The sequence below is a fragment of the Variovorax sp. V118 genome (assembly GCF_041154445.1).
In the GTDB taxonomy this organism is placed as follows: Bacteria; Pseudomonadota; Gammaproteobacteria; order Burkholderiales; family Burkholderiaceae_C; genus Variovorax; species Variovorax boronicumulans.
Map to the genome: position 1 here is coordinate 353,094 of NZ_AP028663.1, position 25,631 is coordinate 378,724.

The 25,631-nt window shown below is 66.1% G+C and carries 23 protein-coding genes; 18 read left to right on the forward strand and 5 right to left on the reverse strand.

The annotated features are described in order from the left end of the window. The 7 genes from cofC to ACAM52_RS01625 all read left to right on the forward strand — a co-directional run bounded on the left by cofC (position 1) and on the right by ACAM52_RS01625 (position 7,584). Positions 1 to 699, forward strand: a complete 699-nt coding sequence (gene cofC / locus ACAM52_RS01595; RefSeq protein ID WP_369645917.1) for a 2-phospho-L-lactate guanylyltransferase — start codon at positions 1 to 3, stop codon at positions 697 to 699. Beyond that, positions 683 to 3,169: a 5-amino-6-(D-ribitylamino)uracil--L-tyrosine 4-hydroxyphenyl transferase CofH gene (gene cofH / locus ACAM52_RS01600; protein ID WP_369645918.1), complete on the forward strand. Its 2,487-nt coding sequence runs from the start codon at positions 683 to 685 to the stop codon at positions 3,167 to 3,169. Before cofC ends, cofH begins: the two co-directional genes overlap by 17 nt. A gap of 25 nt (positions 3,170 to 3,194) precedes the next feature. Next, complete coding sequence (locus ACAM52_RS01605; protein WP_369645919.1) at positions 3,195 to 4,310, forward strand: iron-containing alcohol dehydrogenase; 1,116 nt, start codon at positions 3,195 to 3,197, stop codon at positions 4,308 to 4,310. Between the two features lie 27 nt (positions 4,311 to 4,337). After that, complete coding sequence (locus tag ACAM52_RS01610) at positions 4,338 to 5,792, forward strand: NAD-dependent succinate-semialdehyde dehydrogenase (protein WP_369645920.1); 1,455 nt, start codon at positions 4,338 to 4,340, stop codon at positions 5,790 to 5,792. A 44-nt stretch (positions 5,793 to 5,836) separates the two neighbouring features. After that, a complete protein-coding gene (locus ACAM52_RS01615) occupies positions 5,837 to 6,241 on the forward strand; it encodes an acyl-CoA thioesterase (RefSeq protein ID WP_369645921.1) in 405 nt (134 codons plus the stop codon). 262 nt (positions 6,242 to 6,503) lie between these two features. Continuing rightward, a complete protein-coding gene (locus ACAM52_RS01620) occupies positions 6,504 to 7,088 on the forward strand; it encodes a TetR/AcrR family transcriptional regulator (RefSeq protein ID WP_369645922.1) in 585 nt (194 codons plus the stop codon). A gap of 109 nt (positions 7,089 to 7,197) precedes the next feature. Then, entirely contained in the window at positions 7,198 to 7,584 is a 387-nt protein-coding gene (locus ACAM52_RS01625) for a hypothetical protein (RefSeq protein WP_369645923.1), read from the forward strand. Between the two features lie 209 nt (positions 7,585 to 7,793). Here the strand turns inward: ACAM52_RS01625 and ACAM52_RS01630 are convergent, their stop codons facing one another. Both ACAM52_RS01630 and ACAM52_RS01635 read right to left on the reverse strand, forming a co-directional pair. Next, positions 7,794 to 9,011 carry a tyrosine-type recombinase/integrase gene (locus ACAM52_RS01630; RefSeq protein WP_369645924.1) on the reverse strand — a complete coding sequence of 406 codons (1,218 nt, stop codon included), beginning with the start codon at positions 9,009 to 9,011 and terminating at the stop codon, positions 7,794 to 7,796. A 263-nt stretch (positions 9,012 to 9,274) separates the two neighbouring features. After that, on the reverse strand, positions 9,275 to 10,963 hold the full coding sequence (locus ACAM52_RS01635) for a hypothetical protein (protein ID WP_369645925.1): 1,689 nt from the start codon (positions 10,961 to 10,963) through the stop codon (positions 9,275 to 9,277). Between the two features lie 175 nt (positions 10,964 to 11,138). Here ACAM52_RS01635 and ACAM52_RS01640 point away from each other — a divergent pair, with 175 nt between their 5' ends. The 4 genes from ACAM52_RS01640 to ACAM52_RS01655 all read left to right on the forward strand — a co-directional run bounded on the left by ACAM52_RS01640 (position 11,139) and on the right by ACAM52_RS01655 (position 14,113). Then, positions 11,139 to 11,531 carry a hypothetical protein gene (locus ACAM52_RS01640; protein WP_369645926.1) on the forward strand — a complete coding sequence of 131 codons (393 nt, stop codon included), beginning with the start codon at positions 11,139 to 11,141 and terminating at the stop codon, positions 11,529 to 11,531. Between the two features lie 104 nt (positions 11,532 to 11,635). Further along, positions 11,636 to 12,244, forward strand: coding sequence for a response regulator transcription factor (locus ACAM52_RS01645; protein ID WP_354342359.1), 609 nt, complete (start codon positions 11,636 to 11,638; stop codon positions 12,242 to 12,244). Position 12,245: 1 nt separating this feature from the next. Then, the gene (locus ACAM52_RS01650; RefSeq protein WP_369645927.1) at positions 12,246 to 12,521 is read left to right on the forward strand and encodes a hypothetical protein; all 276 of its coding nucleotides are present in this window, start codon (positions 12,246 to 12,248) and stop codon (positions 12,519 to 12,521) included. Continuing rightward, the gene (locus tag ACAM52_RS01655; RefSeq protein ID WP_369645928.1) at positions 12,473 to 14,113 is read left to right on the forward strand and encodes an ATP-binding protein; all 1,641 of its coding nucleotides are present in this window, start codon (positions 12,473 to 12,475) and stop codon (positions 14,111 to 14,113) included. Before ACAM52_RS01650 ends, ACAM52_RS01655 begins: the two co-directional genes overlap by 49 nt. 8 nt (positions 14,114 to 14,121) lie before the next feature. Here the strand turns inward: ACAM52_RS01655 and ACAM52_RS01660 are convergent, their stop codons facing one another. Further along, positions 14,122 to 15,036: an alpha/beta fold hydrolase gene (locus tag ACAM52_RS01660; protein WP_369645929.1), complete on the reverse strand. Its 915-nt coding sequence runs from the start codon at positions 15,034 to 15,036 to the stop codon at positions 14,122 to 14,124. Between the two features lie 299 nt (positions 15,037 to 15,335). Between ACAM52_RS01660 and ACAM52_RS01665 the strand changes: the two genes are divergently transcribed. The 7 genes from ACAM52_RS01665 (at position 15,336) to ACAM52_RS01695 (ending at position 23,850) form a co-directional block, all read left to right on the forward strand. Next, positions 15,336 to 16,376 (forward strand): AraC family transcriptional regulator, encoded by a 1,041-nt coding sequence (locus ACAM52_RS01665; protein WP_369645930.1) that lies wholly within the window; start codon positions 15,336 to 15,338, stop codon positions 16,374 to 16,376. A gap of 536 nt (positions 16,377 to 16,912) precedes the next feature. After that, on the forward strand, positions 16,913 to 17,692 hold the full coding sequence (locus tag ACAM52_RS01670; RefSeq protein WP_095948796.1) for a triacylglycerol lipase: 780 nt from the start codon (positions 16,913 to 16,915) through the stop codon (positions 17,690 to 17,692). 40 nt (positions 17,693 to 17,732) lie between these two features. Further along, positions 17,733 to 19,445: a long-chain fatty acid--CoA ligase gene (locus tag ACAM52_RS01675; RefSeq protein WP_369645931.1), complete on the forward strand. Its 1,713-nt coding sequence runs from the start codon at positions 17,733 to 17,735 to the stop codon at positions 19,443 to 19,445. Between the two features lie 52 nt (positions 19,446 to 19,497). Next, positions 19,498 to 21,114: a wax ester/triacylglycerol synthase family O-acyltransferase gene (locus ACAM52_RS01680; RefSeq protein ID WP_369645932.1), complete on the forward strand. Its 1,617-nt coding sequence runs from the start codon at positions 19,498 to 19,500 to the stop codon at positions 21,112 to 21,114. Positions 21,115 to 21,162: 48 nt separating this feature from the next. Further along, positions 21,163 to 22,503: an MFS transporter gene (locus ACAM52_RS01685; RefSeq protein ID WP_070062054.1), complete on the forward strand. Its 1,341-nt coding sequence runs from the start codon at positions 21,163 to 21,165 to the stop codon at positions 22,501 to 22,503. Positions 22,504 to 22,547: 44 nt separating this feature from the next. Then, entirely contained in the window at positions 22,548 to 22,997 is a 450-nt protein-coding gene (gene phaP / locus ACAM52_RS01690) for a TIGR01841 family phasin (RefSeq protein WP_062482377.1), read from the forward strand. Between the two features lie 175 nt (positions 22,998 to 23,172). Further along, complete coding sequence (locus ACAM52_RS01695) at positions 23,173 to 23,850, forward strand: peptidoglycan DD-metalloendopeptidase family protein (RefSeq protein ID WP_369645933.1); 678 nt, start codon at positions 23,173 to 23,175, stop codon at positions 23,848 to 23,850. A gap of 13 nt (positions 23,851 to 23,863) precedes the next feature. On the opposite strand, the gene ACAM52_RS01700 is transcribed toward ACAM52_RS01695, so the two are convergent. After that, on the reverse strand, positions 23,864 to 25,063 hold the full coding sequence (locus tag ACAM52_RS01700) for a PrsW family intramembrane metalloprotease (RefSeq protein ID WP_369645934.1): 1,200 nt from the start codon (positions 25,061 to 25,063) through the stop codon (positions 23,864 to 23,866). Then, positions 25,060 to 25,620 carry a hypothetical protein gene (locus ACAM52_RS01705; protein ID WP_062482400.1) on the reverse strand — a complete coding sequence of 187 codons (561 nt, stop codon included), beginning with the start codon at positions 25,618 to 25,620 and terminating at the stop codon, positions 25,060 to 25,062. Before ACAM52_RS01705 ends, ACAM52_RS01700 begins: the two co-directional genes overlap by 4 nt. Between the last annotated feature and the right edge of the window lie 11 nt (positions 25,621 to 25,631).

Below are 25,631 nucleotides of genomic sequence, written 5' to 3' on the forward strand. Positions count from 1 at the left end.
ATGTACGTCGTCGTTCCCATCAAGAGGTACGCGTTGGCCAAGCGCCGGCTGGCGCATTCCCTCAAACCCGAGGAGCGACGGGAAGTCAGCAGAATGATGGCCGAGTGGACGTTGCGGACTTTGGCGCAATCAGAAATCGTCAGCGGCGTCACGGTGGTGACTTCGGAGGATCGGCTACTTCCCCTCGCTAGCCAACTGAGCTTCGATATCGTTGCCGAGGGTGAGAACGCACGTGGCCTGAATGAAGCCATTGACAGGGGCGTGCGGCGTGCCTTGGAGCGCGGTGCTCGCGACTGCTGCGTGCTTCACGCCGATATTCCTTTGTTAACTGCACAGGAGCTAGACCAGCTTTTCCAGCGACACCTCGCCAAGGCGGATTCGGCGGTGACGATCGTGACAGACCTGGCAGGCGAGGGGACCAACATCCGCATTTGCCGGCCACCGGGGGCCATTGGAAGTCTATATGGCGTCTGTAGCGCACGTAGTCATGCCGAAGCGGCACGGGACGCCGGCTGTTCCGTGGAACTCCTTCGCAGTCCCATGCTATCTCTGGACCTGGATCGTCGAGACGATATCGACAGAGTCCTGGCAGGTGCAAGGCTGGGAACCCTTACATCTCTTTCGCCTGCCATTCGATTGCTTCGCGAGTGGTCCGCGTCCTCAACGTCTTTAGGAGAGGTCCATGAGCAAGTACGCTGAATTGCCGCGCAGAAGTCCTGAGGACATCGCGCAGGCCCTGGCTGCAGGCGACCGGCTGGATCGTTCGGATCTGATCGCCCTGAGTTCTTACGACACCGCAACGCTGACAGGAGCCGCCAGGCTTGTTCGCGACCGACGGTTCGGAAATCAGATCACCTACTCCCGCAAAGTTTTCATCCCTCTGACTCAGCTTTGCCGGGATGTCTGCCACTACTGCACCTTCGCAAAAACGCCAAAGCGCGTCGAGGCACCGTATCTCGACCTGAACGCCGTGCTCGAGATCGCGCGGCAAGGAGCCGCGGCGGGATGCAACGAAGCGTTGTTCACGCTTGGCGAGAAACCAGAGCTTCGCTACGAAGCCGCGCGAAGCTGGCTGGACGAAAACGGGTTTCGCTCCACGATTGACTATGTCGTGCACGCTGCACGTGCGGTGCTCGAGCAAACGGGCCTGTTGCCGCACGTCAATGCAGGCAACCTGGAGGACGCAGAGATCGAGCAGGTGCGTCGGGTTGCACCGTCGGTCGGTCTGATGCTCGAGACGGCATCCGACCGCCTTTCAGGTCCAGGCATGCCGCACTATGGGTCGCCAGACAAGATACCTGCGACGCGCCTCGCGACGCTGCGGCGGCTCGGTGCGAACTCGATTCCCACTACAACGGGCATCTTGGTTGGCATCGGGGAAACGCCCGAGGAGCGTATCGATTCGCTGCTGGCGATCCGAGAGCTGCAGGCCGCGCATGGTCACATCCAGGAGGTGATCGTACAGAATTTCCGGGCCAAGGCCGGCACGCTGATGAGGCGGGCCCCCGAGCCAACAGGCGAAGAACTGATTCGAACGATCGCTCTGGCACGTCTGACCCTTGGGGGCGAGTGCAGCCTGCAGGCTCCACCAAACCTGAGCCCGAAAATTCTGCGTGGGTTGATTGACGCGGGCATCAACGACTGGGGTGGGGTTTCGCCGGTGACGAGCGACCACGTGAATCCCGAGGCCCCATGGCCGGCACTGGACGCGCTCGACGCTGCAACCCGTATCGCGGGCAAGCAGTTGACTCAACGACTGACCGTCTATCCCCGCTATATCCAGGATCACGCGCGATGGATCGATGCCACATTGGTGGGCCGAGTGCTGGAGCGAAGCGATGTCCGCGGATTGGCGCGCGAATCGATGTGGCGTTCGGGCGCCCGGACATCCCCACCCTTGGCAGACGTCCAGTGGGTTGCAGGCGGACCCCGGTCTTCCTCGCACGTGTCGGAACCGGTGCGCTCCGCCGTCGCGAAAGGGATGGAAGGTGCGTTGCTGTCCGAGGCTGAGGTCGTCAGTTTGTTCGAAGCCCGCGACGACGATTTCGCGTTCGTGTGCCAGGCGGCAGACCTGCTTCGACGCGAGCTGGTCGGGCCGACAGTCACTTATGCGGTCGTGCGCAACATCAATTACACGAACGTGTGTACGTACGGCTGTAAGTTCTGCGCGTTTTCCAAGGGACGCACGCACGAAGATCTGCGCGGGAAGCCCTACGACCTGGAGCTGTCTGAAGTGCGGCGCCGTGTCCGAGAAGCCTGGGACCGCGGAGCGACGGAAGTGTGCATGCAAGGTGGCATCCATCCCGCCTACACCGGGGAAACATATCTGGACCTTTGCCGTGCTGTGAAGGAAGAGTGTCCTGGCATGCATGTGCATGCCTTCTCGGCGCTCGAAGTGACGCAGGGCGCCAGGACGTTGAATCTTCCCGTACGTAGCTACCTGAAGAAGCTTCGCGAGGCCGGCCTCGGATCGATGCCAGGCACCGCGGCAGAAGTCTTGGACGATGAGGTTCGCGCGATCTTGTGTCCCGACAAGCTCTCCACCCAGGAATGGCTGGATGTGATCGAGGCAGCGCACGAAGTGGGCATCAAGACGACTGCAACGATCATGTTCGGGCATGTCGACCGTGCGGAACACTGGGCTCGGCATCTGCTTCGGCTCAGGCATCTGCAAATCCGCACGGGAGGCTTCACCGAGTTCGTGCCCCTGCCGTTTGTCGCGCAGGAGGCGCCGTTGTATCGCAAGGGGCTGAGTCGCCCGGGGCCGACTTTTAGGGAGTCGGTGCTCATGCACGCCGTATCGCGCATCGTGCTGTTTCCCCACATTCGCAATATCCAGGCGTCCTGGGTCAAGCTGGGCCCGGAGGGCGTGATCGCTTGCCTGGACGCTGGCGTCAACGACCTTGGCGGGACGCTGATGAATGAGTCGATTACGCGCGCAGCTGGCTCTCAGCACGGCCAGGAATCTGCGCCAGACACGATCGAGGCCTGGATCCGTCGCGCAGGCCGCCAGCCGCGGCAGCGCACGACCCTTTATGGCGCACCTCCCGTGGAGCAGGTCAAGGCTTCCTTCGACGCAAAGCCGCTCACGTCAATCGAGAACACGCCGCTGCGTCGTTCATACAGAACCAGTATTCCAATTCATCAGCAGCATGTCATCACTACCTGAAATGCATTCCACGGCACTCGAATTCATGTCCGTCCCCCGCGTGGTGATGCGAGAGGGCTTGGCGAACGATCTCGCGCCATTTGTGCGGGACCTGAACGGCTCCTCCGTTCTGTTGATCACGGATGCGGGTCTGCTTCGTACCGGATTGATCGAGCCGGCGAAGGCTTCGCTCGTGCGCGCAGGCTTGGCGGTGTCGGTCTACAGCGACGTTGAAGCGGACCCGCCGGTGGCGGTGATCGAAGCCGCCGTCGAAGCCGGACGGCGAGCAAAGGCGAACGTTGTCTTAGGCATCGGCGGGGGCAGTACGCTCGACACGGCCAAGCTCGCGGCATATCTGCTGGGTTCAGGCGATCGCCTTGACGGCATCTACGGCGTTGGCAAGGCGACAGGCAAGAGATTGCCCCTGATGCTGGTTCCCACGACTGCGGGGACTGGGTCGGAGGTAACACCTATCTCGATCGTGACAACAGTCGACGGCAAGCAGGGCGTTGTCGCCCAGAAGCTGTTGCCGGATATCGCGCTGCTTGATCCACGGTTGACGCTTTCCATGCCGTCCGCTGCATCCGCTGCCACAGGCATCGATGCCATCGTCCATGCAGTGGAGGCGTTCACGAGTCGCATTCGCAAGAACCCGATCTCGGACACCTTTGCGAAGGAGTCGCTGCGTCTGCTGTCCTCCCATCTGATCCACGTCCTTCGGGAGCCGGGGCATCTCGGTGCACGCGGAGCGATGCTGCTGGGGGCGTGCCTTGCCGGGATGGCATTCGCGAATGCGCCTGTTGCCGCCGTTCATGCGCTGGCCTACCCACTCGGTGTGAGATATCACGCACCACACGGCCTTACGAACGCACTGATGTTGCTGCCGGTGCTGCGCTTCAACCTCGGCGCTGCGGAGTCGCTGTATGCGGAGCTTGCAGAGGAGCTTGGCCTGCGGGCTGCCACATCCGAGGGCTTCATTCAACACATCGAAGCCCTGCTGCATGCATCCGAACTGCCACTTCGGCTGCGTGACATTGGCGCGACGGTCGATGACATCCCAGCCTTGGCACAAAGCGCGATGCAACAGACAAGACTTCTTGTGAACAACCCCAGGGAAATCACGCTCGAAGACGCGGTCGCGCTTTATCAAGCCGCTTACTGAAGCTCATACACAACACGAAGAATCATCATGCTCAAGCTAAAAAATGCTGCCTTGCTGCGCGATCGCTGCCTGATCAACGGTGAGTGGGTCGGCCAACCCTCGGCCGCTGTCACCAATCCTGCGCGCGGAGCCGAGATCATTCGCATACCGCGACTGGGAAAGGAAGAGGCAAGCATTGCAGTTGTTGCAGCGAATGCCGCATTCCCGCGATGGGCGCACCGCACCGCCAAAGAGCGAGCTGGGATCCTGCGCACCTGGTTCGATTTGATCATCGCCAATATCGACGACTTGGCAATAATCATGACCGCGGAGCAAGGCAAACCGCTTGCGGAGTCGCGCGGCGAAATCGAATATGCGGCGAGCTTCATCGAGTTCTATGCGGAAGAGGCCAAGCGCATCTACGGCGAGACGGTGCCCGCGTTCCGCCAAGGCACCAAGATCGTGGTATCCCGCCAGCCTGCGGGCGTCGTCGCTGCAATCACACCTTGGAACTTTCCGGCAGCCATGATCACCCGCAAGTGTGGTCCCGCACTGGCCGCTGGCTGCACTGTCGTGGTCAAGCCGGCAAGCGAGACGCCGCTCACTGCGTTGGCGTTGGCCAAGCTGGGAGTTGATGCAGGGATCCCTCCGGGTGTGCTGAACGTCGTGACTGGGAGCGCTGCGGAGATTGGTGCGGTGCTGACGCAGCATCCGCTGGTGCGTGTTGTGACGTTCACCGGCTCGACCGAGATCGGCAAGCTGCTCATGCACCAGGCTGCCGATGGGGTAAAGAAAGTGGGGCTCGAACTCGGCGGCAATGCGCCATTCATTGTGTTTGACGACGCAGACGTCGACGCCGCCGTTGAAGGTGTGATGCAGTCGAAGTTTCGCAATATGGGGCAGACCTGTGTCTGCGCAAACCGGATCTATGTTCAGGATGGCATTCACGATGCCTTCATGCGAGCTCTCGCCGTAGCGGTTCGCGGCCTATGTGTGGGCGATGGCCTTGAGAAGGGCGTCACCCAAGGGCCCCTGATCAATGCAGGCGCTGTGTCAAAGGTTCAAGAACACATTGCCGATGCCCGCGCAAAAGGTGCCGAAATTGTGGTCGGCGGTCAGGTCCACGAAATGGGGGGAACATTTTTCGAGCCGACGGTGCTCAGTGGCGTGGACCGTACGATGCTCATCGCTCGCGAGGAAACTTTCGGACCGGTGGCGGCCGTGTTCCGCTTCAAAACCGAAGCGAATGTCGTTGAAGAGGCGAACGACACCGAGTTTGGCTTGGCGGCCTACGTGTTCACGACTGACCTCGGACGCGCATTCCGTTTGGTCGATCAGCTGGAATACGGCATTGTCGGAGTGAACTCGGGCCTCATTTCGTCTGAAGTGGTGCCCTTCGGCGGCGTCAAGGAGTCCGGCCTTGGGCGCGAGGGCGGGCGGCACGGCATCGAAGAGTTCCTGGAGACAAAGTACGCGTTGTTCGCAGGACTGGACGCTCCATGATACTTGCGGCGCAACCCTTGGCAGCCTCCGGGTTTGAGTTGTGCATGCCCACTCGCTGGCATGACAACGATTGCTATGGACATGTCAACAATGTCATCTACTACTCGTACTTCGATACAGCGGTCAACGAGTTCCTCATACGTCGATGCGGATTGGATATCCACAACGGTCCTGTGATTGGCTTGGTAGTGGAGTCCAGTTGCAGATACCACGAATCGATCTCCTTTCCGCAGCGAGTTCTAGTGCATGCCTGCGTGGAACGGCTTGGCCGTACATCGGCTACCTATTCGATCTCATTGCGGATCGAAGGGCGGGAAACCATTGCTGCGCGAGGCCGATTTGCGCACGTCTACGTTTCACGCGAGACCCGGCGCCCTGTGCCTATTCCGGATGCGATGCGTGCCGCCCTGTCGGAGGTGATGTGCAGTCCACTGGAAGGACAGGCGTGAGAGCAATCAGCGTTGGCGAGCAGCACCTTGCAAATGCGTTGTCAAAGTGACGACGGTTCGCCGGCGCTGCCCACCGCTGTAAGTGCGCCGAGTTCACGCTCAAGGATGGTCGTGACCAGCAATCTTCTCACCCAGACGATTCGAGCATTGGGAGATATCTAGCATGCCACGCGGGAAGGCAGTCAACTACGAAGTCCAGAAGGACCGGATCCTTGAATGCGCGGCCACTCTGTTCGCTAGGAATGGCTATTCGTCGACATCCATGAACGAGGTGGCCGTCGAGTGTGGGGTCTCGAAAGCCACTCTGTACCACTACTTTCAAGACAAATATGAAATGCTTGTCGCCATGGCCGACGATCATTCTTCCCGACTTGTTGCAATAGTCACCGACGAGGCTGAACTTGGAACTCATGGGGAAGAGCGTTTTCACCTCCTCATCCACCGGATCGTTGCTGAAAACAAGCGCGCCGAGAGCAAGCATCAGGTACTGTTGCGAGACGCGCGGTTTCTCCGCGCGGCCGACATGGCGCGAATTGGAGACAAGCAAAAGAGGGTGGTTGAAAGCTGCGCAGCGGCGATCGAGGAGATGATGATCGACGAGCTGGACGCCCATCTGGCCAAGCCGCTCACCATGCTCATGTTCGGAATGATCAATTGGATGGTCACTTGGATGAAGCCTGAAGGTGCCTTGAGCCATCCCGACGTGGCGAGCATGGTCGTTGATCTCTTTCTTGGCGGCGTCGCAAGGGTTGAGGCTGAGCAAATGAAGGTACGTCGCAGCGAGACTCCATCTAAACAAGCCGCAGTCGACCAGATTGCTGCCTGTGAGGCGGGAGCGCAACGATGAGCTCGCACGCCAAGCATGGCCAACTTCGCATCGCAATCGATTGGGGCGTCGCGCGAACCTTGCGCCCGACTTACCACAACCACATCGCATTAACCAACGGAAACGCCTCATGAGAGAAGCAGTCATCGTCTCTACCGCTCGCACTGGCATCGGCCGGGCGTTCAGGGGAGCACTGAATCACACGAAGTCGCCAACCATGGTGGCGCACGCCATCACCCATGCGGTGCAACGCGCGGGCATCGAGGGCGCCGAGGTGGAGGACGCCATCATCGGATGTGTGCTCACCGCGGGCACCGCCGGTATGAACCTCGCTCGCCATTCCGTCATCGCAGCCGGTTTGCCCGTGAGTGTCTCGGGCCAGACTATGGACAGGAATCCTGCTCCGGGCCAAATCTCCGCTACTCGGTCTGACAGTTGCGGAGGACAGCGAAAAACGTCCGCTATTCGGCGTATTGGCCCGCACCGGCGAACGACGGGTTTTGGCCGATTCTGTTGAAAAACTCGAGTGGCGCTCTCTTGGGCACATTTGCAGGGGTGGTCAAAACCATTCCCTGGGCCGCGATCGTCGATCCTGGATCGATCTGAGAGGTCGATTTTCGCCAAGGTGCAGCGGTGAGCGCTGCGACCGAGTCTTTCAACAGAATCGGCCGACTGTCGTCAATCGCGTCGCCGCCGTGAAAGGGTCCGAAGCGGTCATCGTCCCCTTTACCCTCGAAGGTAGGTAGCCCAGTCTTCCATTAGGTGCTTGCGTTTTTCCACCATGTCGCTGCGGGCATAGGCGCGTACCGTCTGATCCCCAACGACGTGTGCGAGTGCGAACTCGAGCATTTCGTCCGGATACTGGGTTGCCTCCATGCCCCAAGTGCGAAAGCTGGCTCGGAACCCGTGCATCGTGTAAGGAAGCTCCATGCGTCGCATCAGCTGGGTGAATACCATGTCGCTATAGGGCTTGCCGCTAGGGTTGGGAAACACCAAGCTGTCTCCAGTCTTGACTGCGTTGAGTCCTTGTTGCTCGCGTGCCTGAAGCAAGATCGCATGAGCTCGCTGTGACAACGGCACTCTGTGATCCCGCCCGGCCTTCATGCGTTCCCCCGGCACCGTCCAACTTGAGAGATGAGTGTCGAACTCGGACCACCGAGCTCCTCGCACCTCCCCACTGCGCGCGCCCGTCAACACGATGAATTCAAATGCCAGCTTCACCATCGGCGTGGCCGTGCCCGCTTTCACGTTCGCAAGCAACGCTCCCGCTTCTGCGTGTGGACATGAAGCATGGTGCTCTACTTTCCGCGCCCGATCGTTGGCTCCCAAAGCCATCTTCAACTGCTCCCAGAACTCTTGGTCCTGACCCATGCAGTAGTCTTTTGCCGCGCCGTAGTTGATGACCGTTCGAATACGTTGGAACACCCGGCTTGCAGTCTCGGCCTTCTTCTTCCAGATGGGGAGGAGGGCTTTTTGGATTTCAGCTTTGCCCACAGCTCCTATCGGCAGCTTGCCGCAGACTGGGAAGACGTAGGTCGACAGCGTATTGATCCATTGGTCGCCATGTTTGGCGTTCTTCCAGTTGTCGACATGCGCCGTGTGGTACTCCCGAGCGCAAGCCTCGAAGGTCACGCTGGCCTGCGTTGCCTGTGTTTCGGCGATGCTGCGCTGAACCCGTAGCTTGTCACGGTGCGTAATGGGATCGACCCCCTGGGCAACCAACTCGCGTTGCTGCTGGGCCAACTCCCGGGCGCGGGCCAGCCCCACGTCGAATATCGAACCCAACCCCATTTCGCGGGTTTTGCCACTCATGGTGTAGCGCAACAACCAGGAGCGGCCGCCCTTTGGGGCAATTTGCAGGTACAAGCCGCGCCCGTCGAGGTAATAGCCGGGGGCCTTGTTTTTGCTTTTTACGGCGGCGTCGGTGAGAAGGTTGTGTCGCATACAAAAGTTGTATAGCCCAATTCCGCATCCTAACGGGCTATACCCCCTATGTTACCCCCTTTATAAGTTGCACTGCCTTGGTTTTTGATGGATTTTCTTGTGCCAACATATCTTCTAAGTGGCTGGTACTAAAGGATTTTTTTGCTTTGTTGGTTGCCCCTGTATTGACTCGGAGTTAGAATGCGCGGCCACACTCTCCGCCATCAGCCCGTTGTTCATGCAGGCTCGCGATTGGGGACAAGCCACTTGCCCCCTCACGCAACCTACCTCCCCGACCCGTACCTCCGCACCAGAATGCGCGTCCCACTCGCAGCCTCAAACTGCTGCCAAGCCAACACCGCATTCCCCACTTCATTCATCGCCAGATCCGGCGAAGTCGCAATCTCATCCGTGCCCTCCTGAGCCACCGGCGTCTCCCAACCACCGGCCGGCGTGTGCCGAGCCGCATACAGATCGCTCGTCCCCACCCCATTCCCCTGCGCCCACGCCACCAGCGCATTGGTCGCATCGTCCACACCCAATGCAGGCAAGCTCGCCAACGCCTGTGAAGCCGCTGCCCTCACCACACGGTCCGCGCCGAATGCAGCCCCCGGCGCCGCCGTCGCCGCCATGAGCGCGTTGTCCAGCCGCCCCCAACTCACGACCGCCGCACCCGCCGCATTCATGCGCAGCACAGGCGTGCTCAGCAACGCTTGCGTGGCGACGAACGGTGCGCCCACCCGTGCGGTGCCGCTCTGCCATGCCCCCGCCGAGAAGCGCTTGAACCACACGGCGCTCTCCCACTGGTTGCTGCCCCCGGGCAGGTCGGCCTGGCCCCAGGCGAGCAGGGCGTTGCCGGCGGCGTCGATCGCCAGGTCGTGGGCACCGATGGAGTGGCCGGTGCCGGTGTCGGGCACGAGTTCGGTGGCCGTGGTCCAGGTGCCGCTTGCGTTGGCGCGGTTGGTCCACAGCGAGGCGCTGCTGCCGTCGGAGCGCTTCCACACCGCGATCGATTCGCCCGACCCCGCGACCACGACGGCCGGGTCGCCGTCGACGCTGCCCACGACCTCGTTGGTCTCGACGAGCGCGGCGGTGCCCCAGCCGCCGGCCGGGGTGTAGCGGTTGGCATAGATGCTGAAGCGCGTGGCCGGGCCGATCTGCGACCACACGGCGACGGCGTTGCCGTTGGCGTCGATGCCCACGCTGGCGTTGCCGACGATGCCGGTGTCGGTTTCCAGCAGCGCGGGGCTGCCCCAGCCGCCCGCGGGGTCGACGGGCAGCGCCCACAGGTCGTAGCCGGTCACGGAACTCAGCTGGGTCCACAGCACGACGGCGCGGCCGCTGGGCTTGTCGATGGCGATGCGGATGTCGCGCACGCCGCCGGCGTTGGCCTCGAGGCGCTGCGGCGCGGTCCAGCCGCTGCCGGGCAGGTAGCGGCTGCCCCACAGGCGATCCACCTGGGGGTTGCCTTCGATCTGGCGCCACACGACCAGCGCGCGGCCCTGCGCATCGATCGCGGTCTTCGGCATGCTGGCGCCGCCGGCCGACAGCGCCGAGGCATCGCCCCAGCCGATCACGGGCGGAGCCGCCACGAAGGTGGCCGTCACGCCGAGCGCCGCGTCCATCCGCACGGTGCAGGTGCTGGCGTTGCCGCTGCATGCGCCGCCCCAATTGCCGAGCACCTGTCCTGCGGCTGGCGTGGCCGCGAGGACGACCTCGGTGCCCGCGCTGAAATCCGCGCTGCAGCGATCGGTGCAGTCGATGCCCGCGGGCTGCGATCCGACGCGCCCGTTGCCGGTGATGCCGACCTCCAGGCGATGCGTCACTGCCGTCGGCGGGGGCGCGGGCGGGAAGATGCCCAGGGGCGGCATCGCGTCGCCGCCCGATCCGCCGCCACCACCGCCGCAGGCCGCCAGCAGGGCCAGCGCCCCTGCGCACACCATCCACCGTCCGTAGCTGCTCGTCTTCGTCATGTCTGTGTTCCTCCTCATCCGCTGGCGCCGGGGCCCGGCGCCTTCTGTGGTTGCTTGCTTGTTCGTTCAAGAGGGGCGGATCGTAGGGACGGCTTCGCGTGCAGCCCATAGCACCTTCGGGCACCTGCCCGAAGGTGCTATGGGCCGTTGCAAGGTGTCCCGATAGGCTGCTGGCATGACCTCTTCACGCACGCTCTTCTGCCTGCCCTGGCTTCTCATGGCTGCCGTTCTGGCAGGCGGATGCGCTTCGCATGCCGTGACCGACGACGCCATCGTCACGAACACCTCTCGGGCGCTGGGCCTGCCGCCGCAGGCGTTCACGATCTCGAACCGGGCCGACAGCGGCGTGCAGACGACCTTCCAGGCCCGCACCGACGGCGGACGGGTCTACAGCTGCTACGTGGAGGGGGCGGTGTCGGTGGTGGGCCGGGTGGTCAGCGATGCCATCTGCCAGGAGATGCGCCAGAGCGACGCCCCCGCGTCCGCGCGCCGCTCCGCCACGCGGCCGGCGACCGCCCCTGCGCCCGCGTGCAATGCGCTGCTGCGCGCGGCCGGCCGTTGCAACTGAGGCTTCGCGAAAGCCGGCGTGGCACCGACGCGCCGGCGTAGACAACAATGGCGCCCTACGAGGAGAGGGCGCGGGCCGGGCCCGCACCCGAGGATCACGGCACCATGAAACTCCTGCTTGTCGACGATCACCCGCTGTTCGGTGTCGGCTTTGCGCATGCGTTGACGCACGCCCGTCCCGACTTCGAAGTGCAGACCGCGCTCTCGCTGGCCGAGGGCGTAGCGCGGGCCTCGCAATGTGCGCCCGACATCGTGCTGATCGACTACCGCCTGGGCGGTGAAGACGGCCTCGAAGGCCTGCGTCTCTTCGGTGCCCGGCATCCCCTCGTGTCGCGCCTGATGATCTCGGGCGACGAAGAGCCGGCACTCGCCGCCCGCGCACGCGCTGCGGGAGCGGCCGGCTTCATCGGCAAGTCGCGCTCGGTGGCACACATCGCGGCGGCGCTGGACGAGGTGGCCGCCGGTGGCGAGGCTTTCGATGTGCTGGCCTCGCGCACCGGCCCGCAGGTCGCGAGCCTCACGCCGCGCCAGCTCGAAGTGCTGCTGCTGGTGGCGCAAGGCCGCCAGAACAAGCAGATCGCCGCCGAGCTGGCGATCGCGGAGCGCACGGTCAAGCTCCACATCACGGCGCTGCTCGACACGATGGACGCGCGCAACCGCACCCATCTGCTGGTCCAGGCGCGGCGCGCGGGGCTGTGGCTGGCGCAGGAATGAGATGAGCGCGTCGTCCCCGGTGCAGGCCCCTTCCAACGCCGACGTGGTGGCGGAGGAGGTCGCGGCGCCCGCTCCGCACGCACGCATCCGCGCGTGGTCGGCCCTGTCGGACCTGCAGCTCGAGCAGCTGACGCAGATGATCCGCTCCACGCCGTGGTCGTGGATGCTGGCCGCGGTCGGCGGCTTGCTCTGCTACCTCGAATACGCAGCGGGCCCCGACGGCCGCAAGTGCGGGCGTGGCTCGTCGTCTATGGCCTGGTCATCGCCGCGCGGATAGGCCTCTGGCTGGCCTGGGCGGTGCGCCCCGGGCTGCGCGCGAACCTGGCGGCGATGGTGTGGCCCGTCATGGCCAGCAACCAGTTGCTGGCCTTGCTCTGGGGCGTGCTCAGTGCGCTGCTGTGGCACGAAGGGCCGGCGCAGGCCGAGGCCATTCTTCACATCGCGATGGTGACGGTGTCGCTCGGTGGCGCGATCCGCCTCTCGACGATCGGGCGGGCGGCCATGGCCTATGTGGTGCTCATCCTCGGCCCGCTGGTGCTGCGCGACATCTGGTTTGGCGGCAGCTACCACCTGGCCATGGCGCTGATCGTGACGCTCATCGGCGTCTACACGCTGCTGAGTTCCCGCGAGCTCTCTCGTGCGCTGCACGAGATCCAGGCGCAGCGCCGGCGCAATGCCGAACTGGTGACCGCACTGAGCGCCGAAAACGAGCGCAGCCGCTCGGCCCGCCAGACCGCCGAAGAAGCCGTGGCGGCACGCATGCGTTTCTTTGCCTCGGCCAATCACGACCTGCGCCAGCCGCTCAACGCGATGGCGCTGCTGGCGCAGACCCTGTACACGGTCAGCACGCAGCCGCAGGTGCAGGCGCTCTCCGAGCAGCTGGTGGCCTGCGCCGACGGCATGACCGACGTGGTGGACGACCTGCTCGACATCACGCGCGCCGATGCCGGATCGATCAGCCCGCAGTGGTCGCTCTTCGCCATCGACGAGCTGCTGCGCGACTGCTGCCGACCGCACCAGGCCGTGGCCGCGGCCAAGGGGCTGACGTTCGAGCTGGCCATCGACCCCGCCACCGTCCGCAGCGACCGCGCCTTGCTCACGCGTGTCGTCACCAACCTGCTGGCGAACGCCATCCGCTACACGCACAAGGGCACCGTGCGGATCGGCGGCCGGGTCGACAACGGCCGGCTGCGGCTGGCCATCGAAGACACGGGCATCGGCATCGCGCCCGAGCACCTGTCGCACGTTTTCGACGAGTTCTATCAAGTCGACAACCCCGCGCGCGACCGGCGCCTGGGCTACGGCCTGGGCCTCGCGACCGTGAAGCGCCTGAGCGAGCTGCTCGACCTGCGCGTGACCGTGCGCTCGCAGCCGGGGCAGGGCAGCGTGTTCGACGTGCAGGTGCCGTTGGCCGATGCGGCCGAGAGCGGCCGGGCGGAGGATGCCGAACGGCTCGCCGCGTCATCGACTGCCGCGTTGGCCGCGCGCGTGCTCGTGCTCGACGACGACCAGAGTTCGTTGCAGGCGCTTCAGGGGCTGCTGGCCTCCTGGGGCGCGGAGGTCCGCGCCGCGAGCGACATGGCGGGCGCGGTGGCCTGTCTGCAGGCGGGCTTCCAGCCCGATGCGCTGGTGGTGGACCTGCGGCTGGGCCTGCAGGCGAGCGGCCTGCAGGCCATCGCGGACCTGCGCCTTGCGTTGAACGAAGCCGAGTTGCCCGCGTTGATCGTGACCGGCGACGTCGGCGGCGATTCGCTGGCGGCGGCACGCGAGGCCGGCCTGCCGGTGCTCGTCAAGCCGGTGCGGCCCTCGCAGCTTCGCGCCTTCCTGGGCCATGCGCAGGCCTGGCGGCGAGAGCGCGCGCCCGACTGAACGCTGGATCAGCGGCCCACGACCGCGTGCCCCGCAATCGCATCGATCACCGGCGCCCACGTCACCTTCGGCAGCGCGTGCCCCATGCCCTCGATGGTCACCATCCGCGCGCCGGGCACGTGGCGCGCCACGTCCTTCCCGCATTCGATCGGCACCAGCGGATCGACATCGCCATGGATCACCAGCGTCGGCGCCTTCAGCGACGCCAGCCGCTCCCTGCGACTGCCTGACGCGATGATGGCCGCGAGCTGGCGCGCGTAGCCGGCGGGGTGCAGGCCGCGTTCGAAACTGCGTTCCGCGCGCGCGGCGTCGAGCGCCTCTTCGTCGGGATGCGAGCCGGCGCGCAGCACCTTCATCACCTGCTGCTGGCGCGCGATGTAGCCGTCGCGGTCCAGCGGCGTGGGCGTGAGCAGCACCTGCAGCGCCTGGGGTTGGGGCGGCGGCAGGTCGGGGGCGCCACTGGTGGCCATGATCGACACCAGCGTGCGCACGCGCGCCGGATGGCGCAGCGCGATCTCCTGGCCGATGGCACCGCCCATCGAGGCGCCGACGATGTGGGCGCTGTCGATGCCCAGCGCGTCGAGCAGGCCGACCGCATCGTCGGCCATGTGGGCCAGCGTGTACGGCACCTGGCTCGCGCTCACCGGCACGCCGGCCAGCGCTTGTCCGAGCAGCTTGGCCACGTCGGGAATACCCGCGGCGCTCAGGCGCGTGGACAGTCCGATGTCGCGGTTGTCGAAGCGGATGACGCGGTAGCCGCGACCGGCCAGGCGTTCGCAGAAGGCTTCGTCCCACGCAATCATCTGCGTGCCCAGGCCCATGATGAGCAGCAGCGGTGGCGCCGCCGGATCGCCGAAGCCGTCGTAGGCCAGCTCGATGCCGTTGGACGAAGCGAACGAAGGGGAGGAGGGGTCGCGTTGCATGGGGCGTGGCGGTGAAAAGGAAGGGGAGAGAAAGCAAGAGAAGCGAAAGGCAACCGGCGCGCGTTGCGCTTTGTGCCCTGCGGCCGGGACGGTGTTTCGTGGACGATCTTTCCGTGGGGCACCAGCGCGAGAAAGGTTCGTTCAGACCAACCGGGAGTGACTTCGGGACAATTTGGCGCTATCGGGAAACTCCGAGTCTGCGCGTGCAGAACGCTTCGATATCCTGCGACGACCTTGGAGTGCGAGGCCAGTGGCGGCCTCGCCATCGAAGGCATGTGTTCTGAAGGGATTGAATCGTCGTGCATCGTTCGCCACCCGACTTCGCGTCACGCGTCTACGGACCCCAGCGCGTCGCAGCCATCGTCGCCACCCTGGCCGAAGAAGGCATCGCACCGGAACAAACCCTGAGCGGAAGTGGCCTGACGGAAGACCAGCTGCGCGCACCGGCGACGCGGATTTCCTACGAGCAGGCGGCCGTGGTCTTCCGCAACGCGGTGCGCCTCGCGCCCGGTCCCAGCATCGCCTTTCGCGCGGGCATCCGCATGCACCTCACGGCCTACGGCATGTACGGCTACGGGCTGCTGAGCAGCCCCACGCATGCCGACCTGATGGACTTCACCATCAAGTACAACCGCGTCATGGGCCCCGTGGCCGGGCCGGTGTCGTACACCTGCAGCGGCGGCACCGCGGTGCTGCCCTACGAGGTGCTGCTGTCGTCCGACCCGCAAGACCCGCTGTACCGCTTCGCGCTCGAGTTCGCCTTTGCGGTGCACCTGCGGCTGGGGCGCGATCTCTTCGGTCCGTCGTTCGGTCTCTCTGCATTGCACGTGCGCTTTGCCGAGCCCGAAGATTTGAGCGCCTACCGCACCCTGTTCTGCTGCCCCGTGGCGTTCGGCCAGCCGCGCGACGAACTGCATGTGGGCTCGCCGTGGGTGGGCCATCCGTCGCGGCTGCCCGACTCGGTCACGCATGCGATGGTGAGCGAGATGTGCCAGCAGGTGCTGGCCGATCTGCCGCGCTCGGGCGGTGTCTCGTCGGTGGTGCGGCGCACGCTGATCGACCACATGCCGTGGCGCTTTCCGACCATCGAGCCGATGGCTTCGGAGTTGTCGATCCATCCGCGCACCTTGCGCCGACGCCTCGAGACCGAAGGCACGACCTACCGCGGCATCCTGGCCGACGTGCGCCGCGTGCTGGCCATCGAGTACCTGCGCACCACGCGCATGACCACCGAGGAAATCGCCGAGCGGCTGGGCTACAGCGACGCCTCGAACTTCCGCCACGCCTTCGTGCGCTGGACCGGCCGCAGCCCGCAGGACTACCGCGCGGCGAAGGCCTGAGCCGCGCCTGCGCGATGCCGCATCGGGCATCGTGAACCACCGCTGATTCGCACGCGCGCGCCCTCGTTCGGCGTTCGCGTGGCCGTCGATCCACACATCTGTTCGCAGTTGTGAGCCGCGCCTGCGCGGCGTTCAAATGCGCGTCCCGAAATCACCGCGAAGTGGTCGCATCGCACCTTTTCTTGTCGACCTCACCGCGAAAAGATGGCGCCCAGAGCAACGACAACAAAGTGCCCGATCCGAGCCTCGCTGAAGGCCCGGACGAGGCCGACAGGAGACAACACATGGATGCACCTCGCGCGTGCCGGCATGCCCGGCACGGACTGGACGTACGCGGCGGGTTCACACCATGCATGCGTGCCGCCGCACAGGCCGGGCGCCGCCGTTGCGCGGCGCCTTCACCCCTTTTCCCCGATCTCGATCCTCTCTCGAACGACCGCCCGACCGGGTAGCCGTGTGCATCGCGTCTGCACGTCGGGCTTTTTCTTCGCCTTCTCTTTTTCTCTTTTTCTTTTCCCTCCACTCCCGAGATGACCATGACCGAATCTTCTTCGATGGCCCCGCCGTCCCGCCGCCTGCTGATGCTCGAGTGGCGCGCCGTGGCGGAGCTGTCCGCGTTCTTCACCATGGCCCCGATGCTGCGCATGGCGCCCGCGGGCGACGGGCACCCGGTGCTCGTGCTGCCCGGCCTCTCGGCGAGCGACGCCTCGACGCAACCGCTGCGCGCTTTCCTGCGCGACCGCGGCTACCGCGCGCACGGATGGAAGCTCGGCCCCAACTTCGGCCCGCGCCCCGGTGTGGAAGACCAGATGCAGGAGCGCCTGGCCGAGCTGCACGAGCGCTACCAGCGCAAGGTGAGCATCGTCGGCTGGAGCCTGGGCGGTGTGTTCGCACGCGAGCTGGCGCGGCGCGCGCCCTCGCAGGTGCGCAGCGTCATCACGCTGGGCAGCCCGTTCGCCGGCGAGCCGCGCGCGAGCAACGCGTGGCGGCTGTACGAGATGGTGAGCGAGCGCAAGGTCGAGGACTGGCCCGAGCGCGAGCGCATGCGCACGCCGCCGCCCGTGCCGGCCAGCGCCATCTACAGCCGCAGCGACGGCATCGTGGCCTGGCAGGGCTGCCGCGAACGCGAGACCGCGACCTCGGAAAACATCGAGGTCGAGGGCAGCCACTGCGGCCTCGGCCACAACCCCGTGGTGCTCTACGCCATCGCCGACCGGCTCGCGCAGCCCGAGGGCCAGTGGAAGCCGTTTCGCCGCGAAGGCCTGCGCCGCCTGCTGTACCTCGATCCGCACCGCGATGTGCGCAAGGCCGCCTGAAGCGTCGCATCACCAACTCACTCACTTCCTGGAGACGCACATGAACAGCAAGCCCTGGCTGGCTTCCTACCCCGAAGGCGTGGCGTGGGACCACGAGATCACGCCCACCTCGGTCCAGCAGATCCTGGCCGACGCCGTGGCCGGTTTTCCCGACCGGCCGGCCATCGACTTCATGGGCAAGCGGCTGAACTACCGCGAACTCGGCGCGCTCGTCGATCGCGCCGCCAAGGGGCTGCAGGCCCTGGGCGTGCGCCCCGGCGTGCACGTCGGCCTGTTCCTGCCCAACACGCCGCACTACCTGGTCGCGCTGTTCGGCGTGCTGCAGGCGGGCGGCACGGTGGTCAACTACTCGCCGCTCGATGCGGCGAAGGTGCTCGAGCACAAGATCGAGGACAGCCAGACCGATGTCCTCATCACGCTCGACCTGGCCGCGCTGTACCCGCAGATGGCCGCCATGCTCGGCAAGACCCGGCTGAAGAAGCTCATCGTCGGCAACCTCGCCGAGATGACGGGCGCGCCCGAGCAGGTGGCCGCGCAGATGAAGGCGAAGAACGAGACGGTCGAGATCTCGGGCGACGAGCACCACCTGCATTTTTCCGAACTGCTCGACAACGACGGCCGCTACACGCCGCACCCCCTCGGCGATCCGCGCGAGGCGCTGGCCATCCTGCAGTACACGGGCGGCACCACCGGCCTGCCCAAGGGCGCGATGCTCACGCACGCCAACCTGTCGTCGGCCTGCGAGCAGGTGGTGATCACGCAGTCGGGCACGCCGCCCGTGCTGCAGATGGGCACCGAGCGGCTGCTCGCGGTGCTGCCACCGTTTCACATCTACGCGCTCACGGTCAACCTGCTGCTGGGCGTGCGCCTGGCGGCCGAGATCGTGCAGCACCTGCGCTTCGACCCCAAGGCCGCGCTGCGCGACATCGCCGAGAAGAAGCTCACCACCTTCTGCGGCGTGCCCACCATGTTCACCGCGGTGATCGGCGACCCCGACACGCCGCAGTACGACCTGCACTCGCTCAAGCTGTGCAACTCGGGCGGCGCGCCGCTGCCGATGGAGGTCGGCGAGCGCTTCCGTGCCATCACCGGCACCTGGCTGGCCGAAGGCTGGGGCATGACGGAAACATCGCCCACCGGCACCTTCTCGCCCGCGCACGGCCAGCGCAAGGCGGGCTCGTGCGGCATTCCGCACCCGGGCGTGGTCATCAAGATGCTCGACCTCGAAGACCCCGCGCGCTACGTGCCGCTGGGCGAGAAGGGCGAGATGTGCATCCAGGGCCCCAACGTGATGAAGGGCTACTGGAACAAGCCCGAGGCCACGGCCGACAGCACCACCTTCGACGGCTTCTTTCGCACCGGCGACGTGGGCTACATGGACGAGGACGGCTTCGTCTTCATCGTCGACCGCTGCAAGGACATGCTGCTGTGCAGCGGCTACAACGTCTATCCGCGCGTGCTCGAAGAGGCCATCTACCAGCACCCGGCGGTGCATGAGGTGGCGGTGATCGGCGTGCCCGACGAATACCGCGGCCAGTCGCCCAAGGCCTTCGTCACGCTCAAACCCGGCGCCGAGGCCTTCGACATCAAGGCCCTGCAAAGCTTTCTCAAGGAGCGCGTGGGCAAGCACGAGATGGTGCAGGCCCTGGAGATCCGCGCCGCGCTGCCCAAGACGGCGGTGGGCAAGCTCTCCAAGAAAGACCTCGTGGACGAAGAGCTGCGCAAGCAGGCCGTCGCCGCGGCCACCGCCTGAGCGCGCGCATTCCCCAATTCCCACCGATTCCACCGACGAAAGAGGCCACGCCATGGACCACCTGAGCAGCATGGACGCGTCGTTCCTGCACCTTGAAACTCCCGAGACGCCGATGCACGTCGGCAGCCTCATGCTCCTGGACCTGCCCGAGGGCTACCGGGGCGACTACTACGAAGACGTGAAGGGCATGCTGGGCAAGCGGCTGCACCTGGCGTCGGTGCTCACGCGCAAGCTCGCGCAGATGCCCTTCGAGCTGGCCGAGCCGGTGTGGATCGACGACGACGACATCGACCTGGACTACCACGTGCGCAGCCTCACGCTGCGCCGCCCCGGCACCATGGAGCAGCTGCACCACCTCGTGGCGCGCCTGCATTCCAGCCTGCTCGACCGCAGCCGCCCGCTGTGGGAGATGTACGTCATCGAAGGCCTGGAGAACGGCCAGGTGGCCTTCTACACCAAGGCCCACCACAGCGGCGTCGACGGCAAGGCCGGCACCGAGCTGGCCAAGGTGCTCTACGACACCACGGCGCAGATGCGCGAGGTGCCGCCCGCGCGCCGCAAGCGCGGCAGCGGCAGCCACTACCAGCTCGGCGTGGCCGAACTGCTGCAGGCGGCGGTGTCCAACTCGGCGCGCCAGTACCGCAAGCTCGCCGAGCTGCTGCCGGCGGCCGCGCGCGCCCTCACGGCGGCCGGCAGCGTGCTCGCGAGCCAGCAGACCGGCAAGGGCGAGCGCCGCCTGAGCCTGGGCATGGCGCCCAAGAGCATGTTCAACGACGCCATCACCAACCAGCGCTCGTACAGCACGATGTCGCTGCCCTTCGACGAACTCAAGGCGCTGGGCAAGCGCGTGGGCGGCACCGTCAACACCATCGTGATGGCGATGTGCAGCGAGGCGCTGGCCCGCTTCCTGAAGGAGCGCAACCTGCTGCCGAAAGAGGCGCTGATCGCCGGCGTGCCCGTGAGCCTGCGCGCCGAGGGCGACGACGCGATGAACAACCAGGTGTCGATGGTGCGCGTCGACCTGGCGACCGACATCGGCGATGCGGCCGAGCGCTTCAAGGCGATCCATGCCTCGTCGGAGGCGGCCAAGGCCGTGGTGCGCGAGCTCAAGCCCGTGCTCGGCGTCGACATGCCGATCACCGGCTCGCCCTGGCTCATGACCAGCCTGGCGTCGCTGTACGGCCGCTCCAACCTGGCGCGCCGTGTGCCGCCTGCGGCCAACGTGCTGATCTCGAACGTGCCGGGGCCGGGCGCCACGCTCTACGTGGCGGGCGCGCGGATGATGCACTTCTACCCGGTGTCGATCCCGTACCACGGCAGCGCGCTGAACATCACGGTGCAGAGCTACGCGGGCTCGCTCGACTTCGGCCTCACGGCCTGCCGCCGCATCCTGTCGCAGGAAGAGTCGTACGAGCTGATCAGCCACCTGCGCGCGGCGCTGCGGCAGATCGAGCGGCTGCCCAGCGTCGAGAGTGCGGCCAAGCCGGCGGTCGTGAAAGAGGCGCCAGCCGAGGTCGTGCCCGCCAAGGCCCCGCGCCGCGCGAAGGCGCCGGCCGCCGCCAAGCCGCGTGCGGCTGCCACTGCTGCCGCTCCCGCCAGCAAGAAGCCCCGCGCGCCGCGCAAGCCGGCCGCGCCTGCCAAGGGCAAGCGCGCCGCCGCCGCGGCCTAGCCTTCCCGCCGATCACTTCACCGACCGACCCCAAAGGAAAGCAAGACCATGACCCCCACTTCTGCGCAGGTCCCCGCCCGCGCGCCGTACAACGCGGCGGACGAGGCTTTGTTTTCGAAGGTCAGCTGGCACCTGCTGCCGCTGTTGATCCTCTGCTACATCGTCGCCTTCATCGACCGCATCAACATCGGCTTCGCGCAGCTGCAGATGAAGCAGACGCTGGCCTTCAGCAACGAGGCCTACGCGCTGGGCGCGGGCATCTTCTTCATCGGCTACTTTCTCTTCGAGGTGCCCAGCAACCTCATGCTCGAGAAGATCGGCGCGCGCAAGACGCTGCTGCGCATCATGTTCTGCTGGGGGCTCGTGGCCTCGGCCATGATGTTCGTGGAGACCACCACGCAGTTCTACGTGCTGCGTTTCCTGCTGGGCGCGTTCGAGGCGGGCTTCTTCCCGGGGATCATCCTGTACCTCACCTACTGGTACCCCTCGGCGCGGCGCTGCAAGGTGATCTCGATCTTCATGACGGCCACGGCCATCGGCTACCTGCTGGCCGGCCCGCTGTCGGGCTGGATCATGAAGTACATGAACGGCCTGGGCGGCCACCACGGCTGGCAGTGGCTGTTCGTGGTGCAGGGGCTGCCGGCCTCGGTGCTGGGCATCGTCGCGTTCTTCTACCTGAAGGACAAGCCCGAGCAGGCCAACTGGCTCACGCCTTCGGAGAAGCTCGCGCTGCGCAACCACCTGGACAACGAGCCGCATGCGGTGGAGACCGCCTCGCACGGCTCGTTCTGGGCGCTGCTGCGCGACCCGAAGGTGTTCACGATGGCCTTCGTGTACTTCCTGTTCCTGGGCGCCAACTACACGCTGGTGTTCCTGGTGCCCACGCTCATCAAGAACTGGGGCGTGGGCGACGTGTTCATGGTCGGCCTGCTGTCGGCCATCCCGGCGGTCTTCGGCGCCGTGGGCATGGTGTTCGTCGGGCGCAGCTCCGACAAGCACCTGGAGCGGCGCAAGCACTTCTTCTTCTGCGTGGCGCTGGCCTCGGCCGGCCTGCTGGTGGCCGTCTTCAGCGGCGGCAACCTGGTGCTGGCGCTGGCGGGTCTGGCGGTCATGAGCATCGGCCAGTCGGCCAACACGCCGATCTTCTTCGCGGCCATCAGCGAGTACCTGCCGCGCAAGTCGGCGGCCGGCGGCATCGCGCTGATCAGCAGCCTGGGCAACCTCGGGCCCGCCGTGATGCCGGTGATCACCGCGTGGATCACCACCGCCACCGGCAGTTCGGACAACAGCATGTTCCTGGCGATCGGGCTGTGGCTGCTGTCCGGCGTGGTGCTGCTGCGCGTGATGCGGCCCGCCGCCGCCGGGCGCACGCAGTTCGCGCCGGCCTGATTTCTTGTTACCCGCTATTTCATTCACACAAGGAGATTCGATCCATGGCAACCAGCAAGACCGCAGCCAACGCCAACCCGCTCTTTCCCACGGCGCTGCCGTCGATGGAAGATTTCAGCAAGCTGATCGAGCAGCTCAAGCTGCCCGGCGTGGACGTCGGCGCGCTCGTGGAGTGGCAGCGCAAGGACATGGAGGCGCTGGCCGAGGCCAACCGGCAGGCCTACGAAGGCATCCAGTCGCTGGCGCAGCGGCGCGGCGAGATCCTGCGCGACACGCTGGCCCAGTGGCAGGACGCACTGAAGGACGCCACCGGCAAGGACGCCATCTCCAAACAGGCCGAGGTCGCGCAGCGCGGCGTGCAGCAGGCGGTCGACAACTTCCGCGAACTGGCGCAGCTGGAAGCGCAGGCGCGCAACAACAGCTGGAAGGTGGTGCAGGACCGCCTGAACGAGAACATGGCGAACCTGCAGCAGCTGCTGCAGCCGAAGAAATAGGGGCGCTCCCGCGGACGCAATGTCCGCGCAACGACTGCTGGTAGCCTTGCCGGATTGTTCAGGCGCGCCTCGCCCCGCGAGGTCGCGCGATCCGGATGAATCAGAAAGGACTCAGCGCGTGGTTGTGACAGGGAGAAGATGGGGCGCGTGCGCCGCGTTGACGGCGGCATTGCTGGTGGGCGCATGCTCCACCACGCCCAGCACGCCGGTGGCGGGCCCCGGCGAGTACGTCGTGCAGACGGGCGACACGCTCTACCGCATCGCGCAGCGGAACGGCCGGACGACGGCCGAGATCGCCCGCTGGAACCAGATCAAGGACCCCGACCAGCTCGAAGCCGGGCAGGTGCTGCGCGTGGTGCCGCCGGGCGGCGCCACGACAGGGGCGGCCACGCCCCCGCCGCGCAGCAGCGGCGGCAGCGGCAGTGCCGAAAAAGCCAAGCCCACGCCCGCACCCCGCGAGCGCGACCCCGTCGTGCCGCCCGCCTCGCGGCGCAGCGACTGGGGCTGGCCGACGCAGGGCGCGGTCATCGCCGGCTTCAACGGCAATAGCAACAAGGGCCTGGACATCGGCGGCAGCAGCGGCGAGCCCGTGCACGCGATCGGCGCCGGCTCGGTGGCCGCGACGGAAACGATGCGCGGCTACGGCAGCGTCATCATGGTCGACCACGGCGGCTCCTACATGTCGATCTACACCAACGTGGGCACCGTGGGCGTGAAGCAGGGCCAGCGCGTGCAGCGCGGCCAGAAGCTCGCCGAGATCGGCCCGGCCGAGGGCGGCCGCGCCAAGCTGCACTTCGAGATCCGCTACCGCGGCAAGGCCGTCGATCCGCGCCTGTACCTGCCGGCGAAGTAAGCGCAACGGCCCCTCAGCCCTGCGGCCGGGTGAGCAGGTCGAGCTCGGCCCGCAGGCGGCGCACCGCGACTTCATGGCGCCGCGTCTGCGGCCCACGCCCGTGCGTGCCGGCCTTCAGGATGAGCCGCAGCTGCTCGCGCTGCAGCTGCGCCTTCAGGCGCCGGGCGCGCTTGCCGAATTCCTTGCCCATGTCGCGGCGCACGCGGTAGCGCAGCAGCGGCGCGCCCAGGCGCACCCATTCGTCGTCGCGGATCAGCTCGCGCTCGGGCACGAAGTAGGCCGCCAGCGCGTGCAGGTAGGTGCCGTTCTCGCGCGCGGCGGCGCGCCAGACGAAGGCGGCGGCGATCACCACCGGAATGCCCTTGACGATCAGCAGCAGCGCGATGCCGACAAAGCCGTCGTCGAAGCGGTCTTCCAGCAGCGGCGAGTTCCAGATGAAGTGCATCGCCCACGCCAGCGCGAAGTAGAAGAGGGCGCAGCCGATGCGCGCCGCCATCGAGCGCTGCGGGTTGAGCAGGAACCACGCCACGCCGAACGAAGCGATGGTGGTGTAGGCCGCGTGGCTCCACAGCCCGCTCAGCAGCCCGCGCATGAGCAGGTGGTAGAGCACCGGGTACACCTGGTTCTCGAGCGGGAAGTTCACGGCGCTGTTCACCGTGTAGCTCAGGTTCTCGATCACCTGGAAGCCCAGCCCGGCCATGGCGCCGACGATCAGCACCGACAGGTACGTTTCGAACTGGTTGCGCGCGATCAGCACCAGCAGGATCACGCCGGCCAGCTTCAGGAACTCTTCGGTGATCGGCCCCGCGATGGCCGGCCCCCACGCCGCCACGAACTCCGGCGACACCAGCTTGGCGCACAGGCTCTGGATGGCGATGTTGGCCGGTGCCGCGAAGTACACCGCGCCCAGCCCGCCCCACGCAAAGGCCAGCACGTAGGCCTCGGGCGGGTGCTGCTCCAGCAGGTCGAGCGTGCGGAAAAACAGCACGAAGGCCGCCGTGTAGCCGCCCCACACCAGCAGGCCCAGCAGCGCGGTGACGGGCACCACGCGAAAGCCCAGCGAGAACATCGACACCGTGTAGAACAGGCCGTTGAGGATCAACGCCGCCAGCAGCCAGAACGCGGCGCGCTGCGGCTGGAAGAACGAGTCGGTGCCGATGGGCCAGTCGGCGTCTTCCTGCGTGGCAACGGTGGCTTCGGTGGTGGTGCTCACAGCGGTGCCTCCAGGTCCATCGAGTCCAGCATCCTGCGGGCATCGGCCAGCGCTTCGTTGAAGCCGTCGGTGGGGCCGTACACGTCGATCTGCACCAGCGAGCGACGCGGCGTGTCGACCACCTGCCAGAAGCGGCCGGCGAGCTTGGCGCCGTAGTAGGCGAAGGTCTTGCCCTGCAGGCCCCAGCCGGTGACGAAGTCGGACACGTCGCCTTCGACGGTCAGGCCCTGGCCGCGCTCCATGAGCCGCTGCTGGCGCACCATGGGGCCGTCGGGTCCGCCCATCCACAGGCGCGTGGTCACGAGGAACTTGTGGCCGCCCTTGAAGAGCATGAGCGACTGGCCGGCCTTGGAGCGCGACACGTCCATCTGCCAGCCCGGCGCGGGCTCGAAGCGTGCGTGGGCGACCGACACCGTCTCGCCCGCGGGCAGCGGCCGGCTGCCGGGCGTGTGGTTGTTCCAGAAGGTCAGGCCGCCGACATACGCGGCAATGGCCAGGAGGATCGCGAGCGCGCCCGGCCAGGTGCGGTACGGGATGCGGCGGGACGGTTGAAGCATCCGTGGATCGT